This window comes from Vibrio sp. 10N.222.55.C6, assembly GCF_041473395.1.
Classification (GTDB): Bacteria; Pseudomonadota; Gammaproteobacteria; order Enterobacterales; family Vibrionaceae; genus Vibrio; species Vibrio crassostreae_C.
On sequence record NZ_JBFRSD010000010.1, the window covers coordinates 31,474 to 53,655 of the forward strand.

The following is a 22,182-nucleotide window of genomic DNA, read 5'->3' on the forward strand; positions in this document are numbered from 1 at the left end:
CGCTCACCATCAACTATTCGTCCCGCAAATCAGAGTTTCAAAATTCATCGTTGACAAAGTTTGATAATCAAACTAAATTTCAAATTATTACTTTGATTGTCAAATTACTTGTCAATCAAAGGGCTTTTATTTGCAACGATCATCTAACCACAAACACAAGCTAAGGACGCCATTTTGAGTTTTCCAACACGTCACCAACACAACTTTTCTTCACATAACAGTCAAGGTGAGAAACGCACTTTCTACGTTCTCTTGTTAACTATCATCACCATGGTTGTCGAGATCGTTGCAGGTACTATTTACGGCTCTATGGCGTTACTTGCCGATGGTTGGCACATGGGGACGCATGCTGCAGCGTTTGGCATCACCTTATTTGCATACCGATATGCGAAGAAACATGCCGAGAGCGAACGTTTCTCTTTCGGTACTGGCAAAGTCAGCGTGTTAGGGGGCTACACCAGCGCGATTGCATTGGGGATTGTGGCATTGTTGATGCTGGTGGAATCGGTACATCGCTTGTTTAAGCCACAAGCAATTCAGTTCAATGAAGCGATCATCGTTGCTTGTATTGGTTTAACTGTGAATGTGGTGAGTATGTTTTTACTTGGCGATCACCATCATGATCACGGACACGAGCATGGCCACAATCATAGTAAGAATCACGGTCATTCACATAGTCATGATCACGACAGCGACCATAGTCATAAACATGGTGAGCACCATCATGACCACAACCTACGCGCAGCCTACATGCATGTGTTGGCGGATACTCTGACGTCTCTGCTTGCGATTGTTGCGCTGCTATTTGGTAAGTTTTACGGTTGGAACTGGTTAGATGCAGCAATGGGCATGGTGGGTGCTGTCGTGATTGCCAAATGGACGATGAAACTTATGAAACAAACCAGTCCAATCCTGCTTGATGAGAATATCGACCAAGATTATCGTGATTCAGTGACTGAAACCTTAACGCCTTATGCGTCAGTTACCGATTTCCACATGTGGAAGGTGAGTGGGCATCACTATTCAGCAGCGATTACTCTTGAATCAAACAGTGATAAAACCGTCTCTGAATATAAACAAATGCTCGCCAAGTTTGATAAGATTAATCATCTTACTCTTGAAGTGCATTCAAACGACCATGCGAAATATAGAACAGCTTAACCAAATACTGACTGAGTTCTACGATAAAATGTCTTCGTGGGAGCAGTCTGTTGTCAAAGAGACGGGTTACTCCCTGGCTCAAGTACACACCATTGAAGTACTTGGTATGCATGGCGCGTTAAGAATGAAAGAGCTCGCTGAAAAGTTGGGCATCACCACGGGTACACTTACTGTTCAAATAGAAAAGCTGGTTAAAGCTGAATTGATTGAGCGCCATGAACACCCAACAGATCGTCGTGCGATTGTGGTTGCCTTGACGGATGAAGGGCAGAAGATACACGTTCACCACAATCAGCTTCACTTGAATTTGGTTAGTGGACTAACACAAGACATCGAAGAAGATGAGAAAGCGGTGTTATTGAAGTGCCTAACCAAGATGGTGAAAGCGTTTTAGTCAGCCTTGAGTTCGCACCCTAACTCTTTAGTAGCAAAGCAATTGACTAGACAATCAAAAGATGGACCTGACTCGAATTGAGTAGGTCCATTTTTTTCACCGTTTACGCTCTACCGTACAATCATCAATAGACGGATTCATTGTTTAAAAACCAAGTCAAAACCTCCACTATTGCGCTTCGCTCGTGCTCTTCTGGAGAGCCAAAAAAATGTCATGCATAAATAATGCATCCAAATGTGCGTCAAAGTCTTTTAATTCAATGCCTTGTATACCATGACATTAAAGCCATTTATGTTCCGTCAAATAGCTGTCTCTCACTTTTATCATTCAACTAATGTACATGTATTCAATTTGTGTTATTGATGCTTTTATCTTTAGTGAAAAGATTCATTCTCTGTTTGAATACCATTGAGAATGTCACTGCTGGTGGGCTGAACAGTCGCTAGATTTAGTGCTCATTACTGATACAAAAACCATAACAATAACCAGGTCACACGAGTTGTATTCCATGCTTCGATGCGATCAATTAGATACTCATAGTTAATTTAGTAAAGACGAGCCACGTATATGAATATAAAGAAAAAGCTCTATTCGTTGGGGATGTTCTCCATCTTCGGCATGATTTCATTGTTGTTTACCACATCGCAATTTGCAGACACCACCGCTCAAATGAGCGAAGCCAAACAAATCACCAAAGAACTTGAAGTGCGACTACTCAATCTTCGCCGTAACGAGAAAGATTTCCTATTACGTAGTGATATGAAGTACCTCGCCAAGTTCGACGTAAACTACAACAAATTCTTAGCGTCTGAATCTGAGCTAGATACAGTGCTCAGTGATTTAGGCTTAGCCAACAGCACACACCTACGTGAAGACATCGAAACTTACCACACCAGCTTTGTTAACCTAGTAAAAGCGAGCGAAGTCTATGGGCTAGCACGCGACAAAGGCATGCTAGGCGAGTTTCATGTTTTGCTCGATAACATCAGCGCGACAGCCAGTGTTGAACAAAAAATCGAGCTTTACCTGTTCAATGACTTAATTGAAAAGGGTGAGTTCGATCCGAGTGTTCTTTCTATTACTTCTAATGTTGGAAGCTCAACTGCTTTGATAGATGCTGCACGTCAAGTGGTTGAACAGAAGCGAGTGATTGGCTTGAAGCACAACGAAGGTCTGCTTGGGCAAGCTCGCTCGGGTTCTCATGCTATCGAAACTCAATTTAAAGAGTTCTCAGCGGTATTGGACCAAGAAACCCAACAAGAGATGGACAAACTATCGCTGATCAACAACATCCTTTGCGTCACGCTACTCGTGTCGATCATTCTGTTCAGTTGGTTAATTGTCCGTTCTATTATCGGCAAGATTGAGTCATTACTCTCGGTGATTCGCAACATCGTTGATTCTAACGACGTGTCTATTCGTTCGCACCTTGATGGCAAAGACGAACTCAGCACTTTAGGCCAATACTTCAACCAATTGCTTGATCAACTGGAAGGCTTGATCGCGGCATCTCAATCTAAGTCACTGCAACTGACACAAAGTACGTCGAACATGCATGACGAGCTAGAGTCAGTAATCAAACAGTTTGAAGTTCAAGCAAACCACACCTCTACAATGACAACGTCAGTGCAAGAGATGGTACTCACAATAGGTGAAATCTCAGAAAGCACATCAGTTGCGGCTGAAGGTGTTCATCAAGCAAAAGTGAATGCCGATAAAGGCCGTGAAGTGGTGGTTGAAACCATCAGCAACATCACCCAGTTGTCTGAACGTCTTTCAAGCAGCCAAGATTCGATCAGTTCACTGAACCATCATGTTGACCAGATCGGCGATGCAGTAAACATCATCCAAGGCATTGCAGAACAAACTAACCTATTGGCATTGAACGCAGCAATTGAAGCAGCACGTGCGGGTGAACAAGGTCGTGGCTTTGCGGTAGTTGCCGATGAAGTACGCGCACTAGCAAGCAGAACGCATCAATCGACCACAGAGATAACTTCAGTGGTGAGTGCAATTCAAAGCCAGATGCAGGCGTCGATGGCAGAGATTGGCGAGTGTAATCAACAAGGTCAACTAACGCTGAAAGATTCGGAAGAGCTGGATGCGAGCTTGCAACTTATCTTGAGCGACATGGAAAGCATCCAAGGTAATTCAGAACGTATTGCTTCAGCGATTGAAGAGCAGGGCGCAGTAATGGCGCAAGTGAGTGACTCAATTACTGAGCTGAACACTATCTCGAACGACAATAACGCTTCGGCGCAGCATTGCTTAGTTGAAGTGGACAAGGTAGCAGAGCAAGCGAACGATATGGACCAAGCGGTCGCGCAGTTCAAGACTTCATAAACAACATAGAACTTACTAAAACAAAAGGCGTGGATCATCTACGCCTTTTTTGTGCCTGAAATTCAAATAGATAAATGACGAGAATAAAAAAACGGCCCGATCTGGGGGAAGATCTGGGCCGTTATATTACGTATTAAAGGGGGGACTACTTATTTCGGCCTTCCAGCACATCCAGTGCCAGTTCAACCGCTTTATCAATATTGTCGCATCCCGCTAACTTACCTGAGCTGATAGGACCAAGCACATTAGCGTATAACGAGAGCTGCTTGTTAAATGGCAGGCTCAACTGCTCATATAAACGCTGGCGAATCTCGGCATGTTGCTCAGGAGCGTGAGCAGCAAGGCTTTTCAAAGTGTCATAAACAAGAGTGGTGGTAGTGTTCATTCGTCTCTTTATCTTTGAGTGGGGGATTTCTATTTTAATATCATTTGGGTACAAGTTGCTGTGATATATGTCATACAATAAGTCAAATAAACTTAGGGTGAGCATTTTGGTCTTAACTGACAAGTGAGAAATCATCAATGATTTTTAACGCACCTGAAAAATCATTGTTTATGTTGAAAGAATGTTGAAATGCAATGACTTCACAACCACTAGCTAAACCAGCCTGAAGTCCTGGAGCCGAGTCTTCAAAGATAATGGTTTTACTTGCGGTTACATTTAATCTAGATAGCGCCAACAAATAAGCTTCCGGATCTGGCTTGTGCATTGAAACATGCTCTTTAGCGATGACAAGATCAAACAAGTGCTCAAGTTTACAAGCTTCCAGTATTTGGTTAGCCATCCACTGTTGCGCAGAAGTTACAACCGCACATCGCTTCCCAGAAGATTTTAGTTGCTGTAGGAGGCCAACGACACCTTTATTGATAGATAATCTTTGTGAAAGGAGTAATTGATAATGTTCCTTAAATTTATCGTTAAACTCTTGTCTCTCTGGTTCGATTTCTCCAACTTTGAAAAAATACTGAACGACATTTTCCCATTTCATACCCATTACATTTTGATAAATACGGTGGTCAACGATGGAACCATAGTCTTTACAGGTCAGCGCTAATGCTTGGCCTTTGAGCGGCTCGGAGTTTACTAATGTTCCATCCATATCAAAGATAAAGGCGTCGTAATAAAGTTTTATTGGTTCCATTTCAATACGTTAACTCAGGATTAATTCGTTAATGGTGGGTAGCATTCAATAATCTCGACGCCATCGTCTGTTTCTATCGTGATATTTTCAATGCCAGCCGGGCAGAAAAATTTATCGTACTTATTGAGTACTAAAATTTCTTCGTCTAATTTAATCGTACAACTGCCAGCAGCAATAACACCGACATAAAAGTCGTTCTCAGATTTGGTGATGCTGCTAATGACTTTTGTGCGACAAACTCGATATCTGTCGGTTGTTTTGTCATCAATGAGAGACTCTTTTACCGATCCGTCAGCATAAGTTGTTAATAGTTGAGGTGTCTTTTTGTTCTGAGTTGCCACAGCTTCAACCGACTTCTCTGAATAGTCAAAAACATCAAGGCAAAAGTCCAAATCTCGCTTCATGTAGCGAGCTTCTTCAGGAAGTGTATAACCAGCTCGTTCAAACTCAAATCGAACAGCCCAGTCCGATGGTTCCATTATCTCAATCATTAGAATGCCTTCGCCAATCGCGTGAGGCATTCCTCCTGGAATAAAGTAACACTCACCAGGAGATACTTTGATTTTTTCGAAGCAAGTTTTCAGTCGGTTAATGTCTTGTTCAACAATGATCTCTTTCAACGTTTCTTTAGTCGGAGGCGTCTGAAATCCGAGATAAATATAAGGATCATCAATCTCCTCACGAACTTGTAAAATATAGTAGGCTTCAGCCTTGCCTGAATTTGAATCTAGGTGCTTTTGGGCAAACTCTCTGGTTGGGTGTGCTTGGAAATGTAAGCGAATTGAAGAGTCTAGAAACTTAATCAAAACCATAGGGTTAGGACCGAATCTACTGAAGTGCTCTTTACCTAAAAAATACTCAGGATCTAGATCTAATAATTCGGCGAAATCGAGTGAGTGATCGCCGATAATCGCAGTTGATTGACCTTCACTGATTGTTTCTCGACCTGGGTTAACGGCTTTAGTGACCGATGCAATCCAGTCTTCAGGAAAATGAGAGTCGACCGGAACGCTTTCGTTATTAATTTGGTCTAAAACCTTACCACCACTGTAAGAGCGCCAAACGCGGTTCTGACCAAATCGAATCAACTTATTTTTGTATTCCATGCCTAGCCCTTTAAGTTCAGTGTTTTTGTTAAGTTATGTAAAGTTTGCATTGCACCAACCTCTTGAATACATTCGAAAAGGTCGACTATCTTATTTACGAATTCGGCATCTGCAAGAAGGCTAGATTCAAAAATACCATCAATGCTTAATAAAGAAATGACAGCTTCACGAGGCGTTTTACTTTCTTGTTTGATTTGCTTGAACACGCCAGCCATTGGATCATGAACCTCGATAGCATCGCCGTTGTCATCCATGCCAATCACATAAGCCATCCACCCTGCAATGCCCAACTCTAACCAAGTTGTTTGAACAGCATTTTCACGGTTATATTTGAGAGATTCACAAAATCGTGGTGGTAATTTCTGACTTCCGTCCATTGCTATCTGAGAGGTAAGGTGTTTTAAATTTGGGTTAGAGAAACGTTCAATCAGCGAATCTGCGTAAGCTGCAATGTCAGTTTCCTTTGGTAACGACAATGAAGGCGTTTGCTCATTCATCATGAAGTCTAGAATCACCTTCTTAAAATATGGGTCTGAAATCGCTTCTGACACATACTTATAACCACTCAAGTATCCCAAGTACGCAAGAAGTGAGTGACTACCATTTAGCATGCGTAGCTTCATCTCTTCAAAAGGTATGACATCATCGACAAATTGCGCGCCCACTTCATCCCAATTTGGTCGACCAATTGCAAACTTATCTTCTATTACCCATTGTCGAAAAGGTTCACAAGCGATGGCACATGGATCCGAGTAGCCGATAGCTGTTTCTATATAAGATAAGCTTTCTTTACTCGCCGCTGGAACAATACGGTCTACCATAGTGTTTGGGAATGTGACATTAGCCTCTATCCAAGAATACAACTCCAAGTCGACCAATTTTGCAAAACTAAGGATAGCCGACTTCGCTACTTCTCCATTGTTTTGAATATTGTCGCAAGACAATACGGTGAACGCGTTAATATTCCTTTCTTTTCTGAGTCTTAAACCTTCAACGATATAACCGATGGCGGACACTGGACGAGAAGGTGAGTCGAGATCGAGCTGGATGAGACGATTGTTAACATCAAGAGAGCCAGTACTTGGTTCAATGCAATAGCCTTTTTCTGTGATAGTCATTGAGACTATACGAACGTTTGGATTCGCAATTTTTTCGATGATAGTCGACTGACCGTCTAGATCTGGATGTAAGGATTGAGTGATTGCCTTTGATATTTTTATTTGTTCGCTTGTCGCACCTCTTTCCAAAACAGTGTAGCAATGACCTTGCTCTCTTAACTGCTGAATAAGCGATTGTGAACCAAATAAGTTAATGGAACAGATCGTCCAGTTAGACTTTTTATTGTCTAACAATTCGCTTGTATATAAAGCTTGATGAGCTCGATGAAAAGCCCCTAAGCCAATGTGAACAATTCTCTGTTCTTCTTTTAAGTATTGATTTAAAACATTTTTATTCATACTTCCGCACTCTCACTCCAATTTTTAAAATCAGACGGCTATAAAAATTACCATTAGAGAGTAACATTCATTTGTATTATTTAAACGGCATATCATCAGAGATTTATTTTTTTGTGAGAAGTGTCAACCAATTGGTAGACCAATTTTGACAGCCAATATCTAGGGGCGATATAAAAGAAAGCGAAAGGTGTTTAGTTTTTAAATATCACGGTTAGGGATCATTATGAATATCGATATACTTATAGTTATAGGCTACTTCGTTTTCCTCCTCGGAGTAGGTTGGATGTTTCGATCAGCAACGTCATCGACAAGTGATTACTTTAGGGGGGGAGGCAAAATGTTGTGGTGGATGGTTGGGTCCACAGCATTTCTTCAAGCACTGAGTGCTATGACGTTTACTGGCGTAATGGGAAAAGCTCTTGATGTTGGCTTATCCATCTCTGTTATCTTTTTTGCGAATGCTCTTGGTTACTTTTGTAACTACTTATTCTTTGCTGCAAGAGCTCGACAGATGCGAGTTATCAGTCCAATCCAAGGCATTCGCAAACGTTTTGGTCCTGTTAGCGAGCAAGTTGTAACGTGGGCGACGGTACCGTCGAGTGTACTTCAGGCTGCGCTATGGCTGAATGCATTAGCGATCTTTGCAAGTGCGGTATTTAATATCCCAATTGAAACAACGATAGTTGCTGCGGGTATGGTTGTACTTCTTATGTCTCTGGTCGGCGGAAGTTGGGCTGTAGTTGCATCAGACTTTATACAGATGATCATCATTACTGTTGTTACCTTCATAGCGACAATCGTAGCGATATACAAATCTGGTGGTGTAGCACCAATCCTAGAAGCGGGTTTGCCTGATCAAGGGTTTGTTGGAGAAGGGTATAGCTATACTTACTTATTTGTTGGCTGGTTTATCTGTATTTTCATCAAACAGTTCTTCAGTACAAACAATATGATTGATTCTTACCGCTATATTGCAGCAAAAGATACTAATAATGCACGTAAAGCTGCAATCCTAGCGTGTTGTCTAATGGCGTTTGGACCTTTCATTTGGTTCCTTCCTGCTTGGTATGTAAGCGGAAATTACCCAGATATGTCTACATGGGGCCTCGATGTTCTAGGCAAAGATATTTCTAATGCCACTTATTTTGTCTTCGTTCGTAACGAGATGCCCGTTGGGATGGTTGGCTTGATGATGTCAGCTATGTTTGCTGCAACCATGTCGTCAATGGACTCTGCATTAAATAGAAATGCCGGCATATTCATTAAAAACGTTTATGAACCTTACATGGCAAAAGACAAATCAGATAAATCGATCTTGTTTGCAAGTAAAGTTTCTACCGTGGTATTCGGCTTGTTGATTATTGTTTGTGGCTTGTTCATGAGCAAACTGCAAGATTTTGGGCTATTTGATGCACTTATGATGGTGAGTACGCTTGTCGCGTTCCCTGTGCTTATTCCGTCACTGCTTTGTTTCTTTATCAAGAAGACTCCAGATTGGTCATGTTGGGCAACCATTGCCGTAGGCGCTTGTGTTTCAGCCGTTATTGCTTCAACAAATGCACCAATGATCGAAAGCCTGTTTAATTTATCTGAACCATTGTCTAGTCGTGAATTCGCTGAAATGAAATCGATAACCATGGGCGTAACAGGGCACATTATTATCACAGGTGGTTTCTTCTTGCTGACTCAACTTTTCTATAAAGAGCCAACAGGTAAGCGTGCTGAAGAAATCGCAGAGTTCTTTAGTAATGCAGAAACTCCAGTAATTGTAGAAGATTCGCCTCAAAGCTTCGAAGCTGATAGACAACAGTACATTTTACTTGGTCGAGTGTTATTGGCGACAAGTGCAGCGCTTCTCCTATTAACGCTGATACCAAACCCTATGTGGGGAAGAATGTTATTTGTATTAATGGCAGCGATTGTCGGGTTTATATCTTGGCTATTACTACGAGCTGGTAAGTTAAATGATGTAAAACTAAAAGCTTACACTGTCTAATTAAATAAAATATCAGATGAAGCCTTAATAAGGCTTCATCAAAAAAATTAATAATAGGTAATAACTTATGAAGCAAACTTGGCGATGGTATGGTCCAAATGATATTGTAACGCTTAATGATATTCGTCAGGCTGGGGCAACAGGAATCGTAACGGCATTACATCATATTAAGAATGGTGAAATATGGTCTAAAGAAGAAATACTAAAACGTAAAAAGTTAATAGAAGAAAATTCACTTACATGGGAAGTTGTCGAAAGTATCCCTGTTCATGAAGAGATCAAGACTCAAACTGGAAATTTCATTCAATGGATAGAGCACTATAAGCAATCTATTATCAATTTATCTGAATGCGGAGTTGATACAGTTTGCTATAACTTTATGCCAGTTCTTGATTGGACGAGAACAGATTTAGAGTATGTACTCCCAGATGGCTCAAAAGCATTAAGGTTTGACCATATTGACTTTGCTGTTTTTGAGCTATGCATACTAGAACGAGAAGGTGCACATGAAGAGTATTCAAAAGAAGACATTGCACTTGCTCGAACTCGTTTTTCTAACATGCCTGATGACAAAATTGCACAGCTAACATCGAATATCATCGCTGGTCTACCAGGTGCGGAAGAAGGCTATACTCTTCAGCAGTTTAGAGAGCAACTGGATCAGTACCAACACATTGACGGCAATAAGTTACGTGAAAATTTAGTTTACTTCCTAAACGAAATTACCCCAGTGTGTGAAGAGTACGGCGTGAAGTTGGCCATTCACCCTGATGATCCACCACGCCCAATTCTTGGTTTACCGCGAGTGGTATCTACGATTGAAGATATCGAATTCTTGACGCATCGTGTACCGAGCAAAATGAACGGTATTACTATGTGTACCGGGTCTTATGGCGTGCGAGACGATAACGATCTTGTGAAGATGATTGAAACTTTTGGTGATCGAATTTATTTCACGCATCTGCGTTCAACAAAGCGCGAAGAAGAACCCGGCAACTTCCATGAAGCAGCTCATCTCAATGGTGATGTTGATATGTATGAAGTGATATTTGCACTTCTTAAAGAAGAAAATCGTCGTACTAATAATGGACAAAGTGATTTAATTCCAATGCGGCCTGATCATGGTCACCAAATTATTGACGACTTAAATAAAAAAACAAACCCAGGGTATTCTTGCATAGGCCGTTTAAAAGGCTTAGCTGAGATTCGTGGTGTCGAGTATGCATTGACTCGGTCTCATTTTAATTAATGTGTTTTCAATTCGATATTGGGTTTTTAAATTAAGCTAACCCAGGGATATTATCGGATTAGCTTATTTAGTGTCAGTGAAAATATTGATAATCAATAAGGGAAGTCGTTACTGTTACTTCCCTTTATTTATAGGTGATGATATGTCGGTTCAACAAAAATTTGGCGGTGAACTTTCGGATGAGGAATTTAGAAAATTCACCCTATATACAACACAAAGTAATAATAAACATGATGACGAGTCGAGAGCTCAAATCTTAGGCTTCACCAACAATAATGTTCGAGTTGCTCCAGGAGCTATCGTTCGCATTGGTGAAAACCAAATCGGAACACGAAGTTATATAGGCCTATACAGCTACATTAATGGTGATGTGGAGGTTGGTGAAGACGTTTTGGTAGGGCCACATGTTTCTGTCGTTGCGTCTAATCATTTATTTGACCCGACTTCAGAGAGCTTTAGTGGTCGTAGTGATTTGGAAAGCGGAAAGGTCACAATCGCAAAGGGTGTTTGGTTGACATCTGGTGTTGTTGTCACTCCAGGAGTGAGCATCGGTAAATGTTCATTGATTTGTGCTAATTCGGTAGTGACATCCGATGTGCCCCCATATTCGATTTTTGCAGGGACCCCAGCGAAGCAAATTGGTCATATTGATGCAGAGACAGGGCAATATCATTGGTCGAAATAGAGGAGTAACACATGCTACAACTAGAAAGAACGCATGATTTCCAAATTTTTTTGTCGCCTTGTAACGAAATTTCCTCAGTCAATCCCCCAAGTTTCAATTGGCCTCAAGGAGAGTATGGTTCTGCATATAACATCGAACTTGAAGACAAAGACGGTGAGCAAAAATGGGATTGGAAATCGGTGCAGTCTCCTTTACAACCGACATTTCAGTTACCTCAAGGTAGCTATCGCTGGAGAGTGACTTGCCTCAATACTCTAGCAAAATCTGATTGGATTGTTTTTGAAATCACGACGGAGTCAGAAAACTACTTGGCACCGGACGCTATGTCACTATTCTCACTGTGTACTAATAAAGACCAGTTTATGATGTATCTCGATGAAGATATTGACGCAGTCAGCAATGCTTCATTAAGTGCAAGAGACAAGTTACGCAATAGTGTTGAACTAACTGATATAGATGACATTTTATATTCTAATCATTATCGCCGTGGTAATGAAGAAGGGAAGCGTACAGCTATCGCTAACGTAAGACGTTGGATTGATCGCGATCTTATCGCACTAACATTACTATATAAGGTGTGGGGTGATGAGGTGGCAGGACATAAGGCATGCCAAATTTTATTGCGCTTATCCGAGTGGAGCCCTGAAGGCCCGGCGTCACTGTTAAGGCCTTGTACGTGGGGAGATGAAATTGGCCTGTCAATGACGCGAAATTTGTATCTTGCCTATCATTGGTTGTCTCCATTGCTGACGACCGACGAGTGTTCATTCGTCAGGCCGCTCTTAATTCGATATGCCTATCAAATGGAAGAGCGCTTAGAGCAAGATAAGTTTAAACAGTACCCGGGACATTCACATACATCGCGTTTGCCTGCTTACTTAGGCGTTGCTGCCCTTGTGTTACACAAAGAGTTTGAACTTAAAACTTGTGAACGTTGGCTTAATTACGCCTTAATGATTTACCGAGGTGTGTTGCCTTTCTATGGCGGAAAAGATGGCAGTTGGGTTGAGGGGCCTTTTTATTCTTCTTCCTATACCAAGTGGCACCATCCGTTTTTCTTGTCGGTTGAGCGTTTAAGTGGCTTTTCTTTCTATAATCACCCGTTTTATAAGAATTACGTTAAGTTTGCTTTGGACTTTGTGGCGAATAACGATCGAATTCATCCCTTTGGTGATGGCTTCTGGTGCAAGAGAGAAGGTAAAGAGTGGCCTGGTTTCTTTGCGCAAAATCCACTCAGAATATATGCACCACGGTATGGTTGTACGAAGTCGATATTAGAGTCCAAGAAGTTAGAGTCCAATATTGAGACTTACAAGCTCCATTTATTAGATATAGTACCGACGTATCCGCAGTTACAATTTGAAAAATCGGATCAACATTCAACCGTTTCTAATACGTTAATGACTTCAAATGAGGCGTTTGTTTCTGACGAGACTGCTCTGTGTGTGAGCCCTGCGTCGAACAACATTTACTATTCATACGCAGGGTTAGGTAAAACTGCCCATAGTAAAATGTCGGTGTACTACCGAGCAAGTAAGTTTGGTAATAGTTCTCATCGCCATGCTGATCAAGGGAATGTTGCACTAGTCGATGATGGCGTTAATGTTCTTACTCCGAGTGGCAGTTATGGCTATAGGTTTGGTAGCAAACATCATAGTTTATGGACTCGAACTACGCAGGCGCATAATTTACCCTTATTTGGTGGTGTCAATTTAGACGATAGCGTTACCAACGCGACTGAAGGTCAGAAGATAGATTGCGCAACAGCTCAAGCAACAGTAATCACTCGAATTGATAGCAATGAGTTTCAATGTGTCGTTCTAGATCTCGCGAATGCTTATGAGAGTTGTGAGTCGTTTGTGCGAACAATAATACAAGTTGCAGATAACGGGGTCGTTATTGTCGACAACATTAGGCTATCTGAACCCAAATCGATGCAATGGCGAGCCCATACCCCGCTCGAAGTTGTTATTAAGGGGGGGAGTGTTGATTTGTACCATGAACAAGAAACTTATTATCTTGGAATGATGAGTGATCCTTCTTGTGTAGTTAAGTTAACAAGTGAAATTGATGACGGTGATGGTTTCAAAGGGAATGTTGAATCTGACGCTCAGAAAGATATTAAACATCTAGAATGGTTCATAGAAGAACAGCAGCAACATCAAGTGGTTATGAGTTGCTTAAAACAACCAATAGATTACGTGTTAACTGACGAAAATACTTTGATACTTGCCCATGCGGGCCAGTCTTTTAAGCTCAATGTAGAAACTGGTGAGGAGATCACTCCGTAAAAATCAGGTGACATAAGTATTTTATGTCACCTATTTTCTAAAGATTGTCTTTTGATGTCGCGATAGCGGGAATGGAGTTAAACAGATAACCATCAAAATTAGGGTCGGTAAAATCAGAAAGCTCTAAAAGCCTAATCTTCACATGTTCTAGATGTTGCCACATCGCTTGCTTGGCTTCGATTGGGTTCTTGCGTCTCATTGCTAGCAAAATAGCAGCATGATCATCTAGCCACTCTTTCCTATAGTCTTGGATCTCGATATGTGTATGCAGTATCTTCCACATAGGGCTAGACTCACGACGTTCCCACGATTCCTTTAGAATATCGACCAGCACAGAATTCTGTGTCGCTTCGGCAATACACTGATGGAACATTCTGTCACCAACCGGATTTTGGACATTGTTTTCAATTTCGCGGCGCTCAATTTCTAGAGCTTCACGCATTTTTTCGATATCAGCAGGGGTTGCTTGTGTTGCAGCAAACTCAGCAATACTGCTTTCCAATAACTGTCTTGCTTGAAGCATTTCAAAAGGACCTACATCTTCATTTTGTGCCACTGTTGATGTAGTCGGTAAGTTAACGATGTACACTCCCGAGCCTTTCTTTACTTCAACGAGTCCCTCAAGTTCCAGCATGATGATTGCTTCTCTAACCACAGCTCTGCTCACGGATAGACGCTCAGCAATATCTCGCTCGGGCGGTAAACGACTTCCAATCGGGTAAAGACCATCAGATAGTTCTTTTCTCAAGATAAGACCGAGGGTTTGATAAGGGCGTTTGGGTTCGAAGTTGATCATGGAAATGCAGTGTACCTTTGGATCTGTGGTTTGAATTGAAAGTTTTCGCTAACTCGAAAGTCATTTTAAACGCTTATAAATGTCAATTCGAGTAAAAACCTAACTAATCCAACTCTAATTGTATCAAAGCGTAACGGTTCGTTGTGGTCACTTTTATGTACATGAACAAAAGGTTATCAACTTCGATATTAAACTTTCAAAAGCCATACAAGGAACGCGCTCATAGTTTTGAAGTGAGATTAAGCGTATTTCGTATAATCTTGAGTTTTTGATCAATAGCACAAGCCGTGAATAACCGCTATGTTCAATAGAGTTATATCACCTAACAAGTTGATATTGATAATAAACAACGGTGCTTGTAAAAATACAGATATAAACTTCAAGCCTAATCTGATTGAGAGTAAAAGGAACAACATGCACTACGACGTATTCAACGGAGACGCAGATGGCATAATCGCGTTGTTACAGCTGCGATTAAGTGAGCCAAGAGAGAGCGTGCTCATTACTGGTGTTAAGCGTGATATTAAGTTGGTCTCTCAAGTTGTTACTCAAACTATGGAGCCGGGTAAGCAAGGTGATGTTTCTTCCGTTACCGTTTTAGATGTATCGATGGAGAAAAACCTGCCTGCACTGCACTCACTGCTAGACGCAAACATCAATGTATTTTATTGCGATCACCACCGAACAGGGGATGTCCCAACTTCTAGTCATTTAGATACTCTGATTGATACCGCGCCAGAGAGCTGCACGAGCTTGCTGATTAACCAGAAGCTGAATGGTGCGCATGTGGCTTGGGCAATCGCAGCTGCCTTTGGCGACAATCTAAAAACGGTGGCGGCGCGGCTAGCGGATGAAAATGGATTCGCTCAATCTCAAAAAGAGTTTCTAGAAGAGCTAGGTACCTTGGTTAACTACAACGGTTACGGTTCGTCACTGAGTGATTTGCATTTCACGCCAGCTGAGCTCTACAAAACCCTTTATCAATACCCGAATCCGTTTGATCTTTTGGATGATAAAGACTCTGTGTTTTATCGACTGCGAGCTGCTTATCAAAATGATTGCCAGCAGTTATCAAACCTTGCTCCTGTTTATGAAAGTGAAGTCGCACGTGTGTTTGAACTACCAGGCGAGACTTGGGCAAGGCGCATCAGTGGCGTATTTGGTAATGAAATCGTTAATCAAGATCCAAACCGAGCGCAAGCAGTATTAACGAAAAACCAAGACGGCGAGTCTTACACGGTGAGCTTACGTGCGCCATTATCAAATAGAACGGGTGCAGACGAAATTTGCTCAAGTTTTGCGACTGGCGGAGGAAGAAAAGCAGCGGCTGGAATTAATCAACTTAATGAACTTGATAAGGTGAATTTTATTTCACTATTGGATGCATATTATTCATCTGGCACTGACGGTTAACTGAAAAACTCCCGACGTATACATTCAAAATCCTACAAATTCTTGCTCCTATATTCCGTTATACGTGTGTATTGCTAGCACATGTATGATGGCTATATCCAGGCTGTTTTAGTGATATCACTCGCAATGGTATCTGGTCTTAGGTCAGTAATTACGCCGTATTTGGGGTGATTTTTGCCGATTTAAAGTTTATTTTTTCCTATCGGTGATTTTTTATATTTTTGGTTAATTATCTTAGTGAATTAAGGTTGATTAAATATTTATATGGTCAATGCATTCAGCCGAAAATAACAGTTTTTAGCATTTCAATTTGAATGAAAAGTCAAAATCATATTGATTCTGATATTCAATCTGTGACTTAAAATCACAAGTTAAATCAAAGGTCATCTTTTCCTAAAAATTCCATTACTTTTCTATAAATATTCATGATTACAATGAATTGGTTCGGTTGTGATTGGCACAGCTGTTAAGTAAGGAAGTGGGACTAATGTTGAAACGTAAAGCTCTACAATTAGCAGTATCGCTCGGCATGGCGGCAATGTCTGGCGCTGTTTATGCGAATGGTTCAGATATGACGAATCCAGACTCTGGCGTGGTGGTTGGCTATTGGCATAACTGGTGTGACGGTGGCGGCTACCAAGGTGGTAATGCGCCATGTGTGACGCTGGATGAAGTGAACCCAATGTACAACATCGTGAATGTGTCATTCATGAAGGTCTACGATGTGGCTGATGGTCGAATCCCAACTTTTAAACTGGACCCAACCATTGGGCTTTCAGAAGAACAATTTATTGACCAAATCTCGGAACTCAACAAGCAAGGTCGCTCTGTGCTGTTGGCTTTAGGTGGTGCGGATGCACACGTAGAGCTAGAAACCGGTGATGAAAGAGCCTTTGCTGATGAGATTATCCGTCTAACTGAGCGTTACGGTTTCGATGGCCTAGATATCGACCTTGAACAAGCAGCCGTAACCGCAGCAAACAATCAAACCGTGATTCCTGATGCTCTTAAGTTGGTAAAAGACCACTACCGTGCTGAAGGTAAAAACTTCCTTATTACTATGGCGCCTGAGTTCCCGTATCTCACGACAGGCGGTAAGTACGTTCCTTATATCGATAATCTAGAAGGCTATTACGACTGGATTAACCCACAATTCTACAACCAAGGTGGCGATGGTATCTGGGTTGAAGGCGTGGGTTGGATTGCTCAAAACAACGATGCGTTAAAAGAAGAGTTCATCTACTACATTTCTGATTCTCTTATCAACGGAACGCGTGGTTTCCACAAGATCCCACATGACAAGCTGGTGTTTGGTATTCCTTCAAGCATCGATGCTGCAGCAACCGGTTTTGTACAAGAGCCACAAGATTTATACGACGCATTTGATAGCCTAACGGCGCAAGGTCAACCGCTACGTGGTGTAATGACTTGGTCTATTAACTGGGACATGGGCACCAACAAAAACGGCCAACAATACAACGAGCAGTTCATTAAAGACTACGGCCCGTTTGTACACGGTCAAGTAACGCCACCACCAGTAGAGGGTGAGCCTGTTCTTAAAGGTGTCGAAAATACGCGTGTTCTTCACGGAACAACGTTTGATCCTATGGATGGCGTAACGGCAACAGACAAAGAAGACGGCGATCTAACGTCATCAATCGATGTTGAAGGATACGTCGAAACGGCGGTTATCGGCACTTATGTACTGACTTACCGTGTTAAAGATAGCGATAACAATGAAACAACCAAAGCAAGAACGGTAGAAGTTTACAGCCAAAAACCTGTATTCGATGGCGTGTCTGATACTACTGTCATGTTAGGTAACGCATTTGATCCGATGGCGGATGTTAGTGCAAATGATGCTGAAGATGGTGACCTAACAAGCACCATCACACACACTGGCAGTGTCGATGTGAATGAAATCGGCAACTACACACTTGTATACAGCGTAACAGATAGCGCGAACCAAACCGTAACTGCTGACCGTAAAGTGTCAGTAACTGATGGTTCTAACTGTGCTGCTCCATGGGATTCAAACACAGTTTATGTGGAAGGTGACCAAGTTTCGCATGACGGAGCAACGTGGGTTGCAGGTTGGTATACTCGTGGCGAAGAGCCGGGAACAACAGGTGAATGGGGTGTTTGGAGAAAAGTTTCAGACTCTTCATGTGGTGGTAACCCAGATCCGGGCGATGACTTAGAGCTTTCGGTTTCAGGACTTCAATCACAATATGCGCCAGATAACGGCAACGTGCGTTTAGATCTGACACTGACATCAAATGAAGCATTAGATGTTACCGCTATGGTGATCAACAATGCAGGTACTGTGGTTGAGCAAACTAAGGTTAACGTAACGGACAGCCGTGCTATTACCATCGACTTATACGATGTAGCGGAAGGGCAATATGCACTTGAAGTAGTCGGTAAAGCATCTGACGGTGAAATGGTGATGGTAAACGATTCGTTCGCTGTTAAAGACGGTGGCGGAACAACACCTCCTCCAGGTGATTACCCTCCATATGAAGCGGGCACAAACTACGCAGCGGGTGACATTGTGGTCGGCAGCGATAATGGCTTGTACGAATGTAAGCCTTGGCCATACACGGCATGGTGTGCAAGCGCGTCTTACGCTCCAGCAGATAGCCAATACTGGCAAGATGCTTGGACAAAGCTGTAGTCTGATAGCTCAACGCTAGCAATATAAAGTAGACGATCAAAGAGAGGCCATTGTGCCTCTCTTTTTTATGTTTAAACAGTTCTGACTTAGAGCTTTAAAACCCACTTAACCTTAAACTCTGCTCTGCATATTGCTCTAGATCAAAATAGGAGTGATTATCAATTGTATTACATGTTAAGAAATAGCACTATGCGCACATTGAATTTTATATATTGTTAATATTTGCATAATGAATCTTGCTCAAGTCGACCTCAATCTACTCGTTATTCTTAAACACCTTCTTGAAGAGAAGCACGTTTCCAACACGGCATTGGCGCTGGATATGAGCCAACCTACGGTGAGCCGATCTCTGCAAAAACTGCGTACCGTTTTCAATGATGATCTATTGGTGCGAGCGGCTTATGGCTATGAGTTAACGCCAAAAGCAGAAGCCATTAAGCAAGATCTCAATTCGGTACTGACACGTTTAGAAAAGCTGGTACATGGCGATGTATTCGAGCCGCAAAGCAGTGACAGTACGGTTCGCTTCTTTGGTTTAGTGCCTAATGTCGCGCACTTGCTGCCCAAGGTAGTTGCGGAGATACGTCAACAAGCGCCAAACATGACTGTTGATATCGACTCGATTCCTAAACGACACTTTGAGCCTCTGTTATCCGGTGATGCGCACTTTGTGTTGTCGACCCACGAGCCGTTAAGTTCAGAGCAAAATTTGTATCGAATGTTCGTGATTAGCCGCGATTACCGTTTGCTGATGAGTAAAAAACATCCTTTGGCGGACAAAGAGATCACGGTTGATGACTTGTTGAATAGCCAACTTGGTCAAATCTCACTGCAAGGGGATAAGAAGCTCTCGATCGAAAGTCGATTTAAAGATCTTGGCTTGATTGATAAGCAGCGCCAGCTGTCCATTCCAATTCAGCTTTCCAATTTTAACGTCGCGCCGGATATGGCAGAAGCAACCGACATCATCTTTCATTTACCGACACCTTTTGCTCAACAAGCCGCTACGCAAAGAGATCTTGTTTGTAAACGCGTGCCTAAAGCGTTGCGCCACCCATCAGAAGACGTCTACTTATACTGGCATAAGCGCTTTCATAACGACCCGATGTGTCGCTGGGTTCGCAATATATTCAAAGAGCTTTATACATAATCCATCTGCAGGGTGAATGAAAATTACGAATACCTATCGAGTTGGATATAGATCTCTTTCATTATTTGAATGGTGAATAACGAGAATCGATTTTTGGTATGAAACTTTCGTTGATAAGAGTGGTAGTTGGTTGTTTAATGCAAACCATTATCATTACCAATCACATATAAGAATGAATATCATGTCTGAGAGATCTCTTTTGATTCGCAAACCTCTTTTGGTTCGTAAACCCCTTTCGATCGCAGTCGCTGTTATTTGTACCTCACTTTCAGCTAACGTGTTGGCGCAAGAAGAAGCGCAAGCAACAGATGAGCAAATGGTTGTTACGGCAACTCGTACCGAGATGGCACTAAAACAAGCACCAGCTTCAATGTCGGTTATCACCGCGCAAGACATCGAAGACAGCCCTGGTATTACCTTGGCAGACATCGTTGCCGAATCAACGAGTGTTGAGTCTGATTTTGATAGCACACGTGCTGGCCGTCAGATGATCTCTATTCGTGGTATGGATTCAGATTACACTCTTATCATGGTGAACGGTCGTCGTTTAAGCTCTGCAAGTGCCATCATCCGTGGTAACGACTTCGACCTATCAACGATTCCTGCTGATTCGATCGAACGTGTTGAAATAATCCGTGGCCCAATGTCTGCACTTTACGGTTCAGATGGTATGGGCGGTACAATCAACATCATCACTAAGGCTCCAGAAAACGATTGGAGCTCTACACTGAGCATGGACACTTCATCTCCACTTGATGGTGATGGAGGGGAAGAGTATTCGATGGGCTTCACGACATCTGGTGCGTTGATTGAAGACGAGTTGTTTGCTCGCCTATCTGTTAACCAAACTAGCCGTGATGCTTGGCAACCCTATTCTGGTATGCATAGCTCTGGTTACGATCGTTCAGACATTACTGCGTTAGAAGAAAGAGAGACATTAAGCTTACTCGCGAGCCTGACATGGAATGCAACAGACAACCAAACCATTGATTTCGATTTTGGTTACAGTGACGACGAACGTGAGTCATCTGCGGAAAACGTATCATCTGTGATAGAGTCTGACACACGTGTTGTACGTCAGAGCCAAGCGATCACACATAGTGGTTTTTGGAGCTGGGGTGACACGCAAGTACGTTATTCACGTGAAAATGTGACAGATAATGATGCTGCGGACTCAGATACTAACTATAGCAGTGACATCGAAGAGCTGACTCAAATTGTTGAAGCTTCGGCGACCACTTATCTTGGTGATAGTCACACCGTAACGTTTGGTATGGACTACCAGTTGAGTGAATTAACCAACAAAGAAAACTTAGTCAATGGTACATCTGAAGCTTATCAAGGTGCGTTATTTGTTCAAGACCAATGGTTAATGACGGATCAACTAACGGCAACCATTGGTGGTCGTTTAGATAAGCATGAACTGTACGGTGAAGAGTTCAGCCCACGTGTGTACTTGGTTCATCAAACAACGAATGACCTGATCATCAAGGGTGGTGTGGGTAAAGCATTTAAAGCACCAACATTGACTCAAAATCAGACAGACTACACAGTTAATAGCTGTAAAGGCGTATGTGATTTACATGGTAATGAAGATCTTAAGCCCGAAACCAGCTTGAACTATGAGATCGCTGCGATTTATAGCCAACCTCGTTGGAATGTTGAAGGTGCCTTATTCCGAAATGAAATCAACGACCTAATTGATCGTGATGAAACCTATTGTGAGAACGGCGGAGTGTTTGAATCGGGTAAAGGTTGCGCTGATAGTTCAAGCTCAACTGGCTATGTGAATGGTAAGCGTACTTATACAAACGTATCAGAGGCTGTAGTTCAAGGTGCTGAGCTTACAGGCCAATTCCAAATTACTGATGAATGGGGTGTGTCTGGTAATTACACATTCTTAGACACTGAAGATAAGTCTACTGGTGACGAATTACTTGAGCGTTACAAGCATTCGGGTTTAGTTAAACTGAACTGGAGCCCAACTTACGATCTAAGTACTTTCGTGAGTGCGCGTTACCGTGGTGAACGTCAGATCGAAAGCGATCTAACTCAAGACGCTTACACAACGCTGAACCTAGGTGCTGTCTACAACGTGAATGCTTCAGTACGACTACGTGCAGGTATCACGAACTTAACTGACGAAGCTGTATCACAAGAGCTAGAGAGCATGGGCTATGTTGAAGAGCCACGTACTTACTACGTAGGTATGACAGCGGACTTCTAATTTAGAGTTCAGTAACTGATAGCTTGATACAAAAGAACCCACACTGGCTGATGCTCTAAAAGGAGAATGGCGAGTGTGGGTTCTTTTTTGATCTA

At 42.2% G+C, this 22,182-nt stretch carries 16 protein-coding genes; 11 read left to right on the top strand and 5 right to left on the bottom strand.

Annotated elements, in window-relative coordinates; all coding sequences use genetic code 11:
- Nucleotides 1-174 precede the first annotated feature (174 nt).
- From dmeF to AB4486_RS09935, 3 genes are all read left to right on the top strand, one after another.
- On the top strand, nt 175-1,161 hold the full coding sequence (gene dmeF, locus AB4486_RS09925) for a CDF family Co(II)/Ni(II) efflux transporter DmeF (RefSeq protein WP_372117072.1): 987 nt from the start codon (nt 175-177) through the stop codon (nt 1,159-1,161).
- Complete coding sequence (locus tag AB4486_RS09930; RefSeq protein WP_004733937.1) at nt 1,139-1,555, top strand: MarR family winged helix-turn-helix transcriptional regulator; 417 nt, start codon at nt 1,139-1,141, stop codon at nt 1,553-1,555. Before dmeF ends, AB4486_RS09930 begins: the two co-directional genes overlap by 23 nt.
- Nucleotides 1,556-2,173: 618 nt before the next feature.
- On the top strand, nt 2,174-3,898 hold the full coding sequence (locus tag AB4486_RS09935; RefSeq protein WP_372117104.1) for a methyl-accepting chemotaxis protein: 1,725 nt from the start codon (nt 2,174-2,176) through the stop codon (nt 3,896-3,898).
- Nucleotides 3,899-4,043: 145 nt separating this feature from the next.
- Here AB4486_RS09935 and AB4486_RS09940 read toward each other — a convergent pair whose 3' ends face one another.
- The 4 genes from AB4486_RS09940 to AB4486_RS09955 form a co-directional block, all read right to left on the bottom strand.
- On the bottom strand, nt 4,044-4,283 hold the full coding sequence (locus tag AB4486_RS09940; RefSeq protein ID WP_004733935.1) for a PAS factor family protein: 240 nt from the start codon (nt 4,281-4,283) through the stop codon (nt 4,044-4,046).
- A 112-nt stretch (nt 4,284-4,395) separates the two neighbouring features.
- Entirely contained in the window at nt 4,396-5,040 is a 645-nt protein-coding gene (locus AB4486_RS09945; RefSeq protein WP_065583616.1) for an HAD family phosphatase, read from the bottom strand.
- A gap of 20 nt (nt 5,041-5,060) precedes the next feature.
- Nucleotides 5,061-6,146, bottom strand: a complete 1,086-nt coding sequence (locus AB4486_RS09950) for a class I mannose-6-phosphate isomerase (protein WP_372100444.1) — start codon at nt 6,144-6,146, stop codon at nt 5,061-5,063.
- 2 nt (nt 6,147-6,148) lie between these two features.
- On the bottom strand, nt 6,149-7,603 hold the full coding sequence (locus AB4486_RS09955) for a mannitol dehydrogenase family protein (protein ID WP_102333272.1): 1,455 nt from the start codon (nt 7,601-7,603) through the stop codon (nt 6,149-6,151).
- A 223-nt stretch (nt 7,604-7,826) separates the two neighbouring features.
- Between AB4486_RS09955 and AB4486_RS09960 the strand changes: the two genes are divergently transcribed.
- From AB4486_RS09960 to AB4486_RS09975, 4 genes are all read left to right on the top strand, one after another.
- Nucleotides 7,827-9,599, top strand: a complete 1,773-nt coding sequence (locus tag AB4486_RS09960) for a sodium:solute symporter family transporter (protein ID WP_065583619.1) — start codon at nt 7,827-7,829, stop codon at nt 9,597-9,599.
- 67 nt (nt 9,600-9,666) lie between these two features.
- Nucleotides 9,667-10,848: a mannonate dehydratase gene (gene uxuA, locus AB4486_RS09965; RefSeq protein WP_065583620.1), complete on the top strand. Its 1,182-nt coding sequence runs from the start codon at nt 9,667-9,669 to the stop codon at nt 10,846-10,848.
- A gap of 142 nt (nt 10,849-10,990) precedes the next feature.
- Complete coding sequence (locus tag AB4486_RS09970) at nt 10,991-11,533, top strand: acyltransferase (RefSeq protein ID WP_065101257.1); 543 nt, start codon at nt 10,991-10,993, stop codon at nt 11,531-11,533.
- An 11-nt stretch (nt 11,534-11,544) separates the two neighbouring features.
- Complete coding sequence (locus AB4486_RS09975; protein ID WP_102428733.1) at nt 11,545-13,824, top strand: heparinase II/III family protein; 2,280 nt, start codon at nt 11,545-11,547, stop codon at nt 13,822-13,824.
- Between the two features lie 37 nt (nt 13,825-13,861).
- Here the strand turns inward: AB4486_RS09975 and AB4486_RS09980 are convergent, their stop codons facing one another.
- On the bottom strand, nt 13,862-14,620 hold the full coding sequence (locus tag AB4486_RS09980; protein WP_083190198.1) for an FCD domain-containing protein: 759 nt from the start codon (nt 14,618-14,620) through the stop codon (nt 13,862-13,864).
- 414 nt (nt 14,621-15,034) lie between these two features.
- Here AB4486_RS09980 and AB4486_RS09985 point away from each other — a divergent pair, with 414 nt between their 5' ends.
- From AB4486_RS09985 to AB4486_RS10000, 4 genes are all read left to right on the top strand, one after another.
- On the top strand, nt 15,035-16,033 hold the full coding sequence (locus AB4486_RS09985) for an acetyltransferase (protein WP_102428732.1): 999 nt from the start codon (nt 15,035-15,037) through the stop codon (nt 16,031-16,033).
- Between the two features lie 487 nt (nt 16,034-16,520).
- Nucleotides 16,521-18,710, top strand: a complete 2,190-nt coding sequence (locus tag AB4486_RS09990) for an immunoglobulin-like domain-containing protein (RefSeq protein WP_372110476.1) — start codon at nt 16,521-16,523, stop codon at nt 18,708-18,710.
- 229 nt (nt 18,711-18,939) lie between these two features.
- Complete coding sequence (locus AB4486_RS09995; protein WP_017059189.1) at nt 18,940-19,860, top strand: LysR family transcriptional regulator; 921 nt, start codon at nt 18,940-18,942, stop codon at nt 19,858-19,860.
- Nucleotides 19,861-20,041: 181 nt separating this feature from the next.
- Entirely contained in the window at nt 20,042-22,087 is a 2,046-nt protein-coding gene (locus AB4486_RS10000) for a TonB-dependent receptor domain-containing protein (RefSeq protein WP_229647289.1), read from the top strand.
- Nucleotides 22,088-22,182 lie beyond the last annotated feature (95 nt).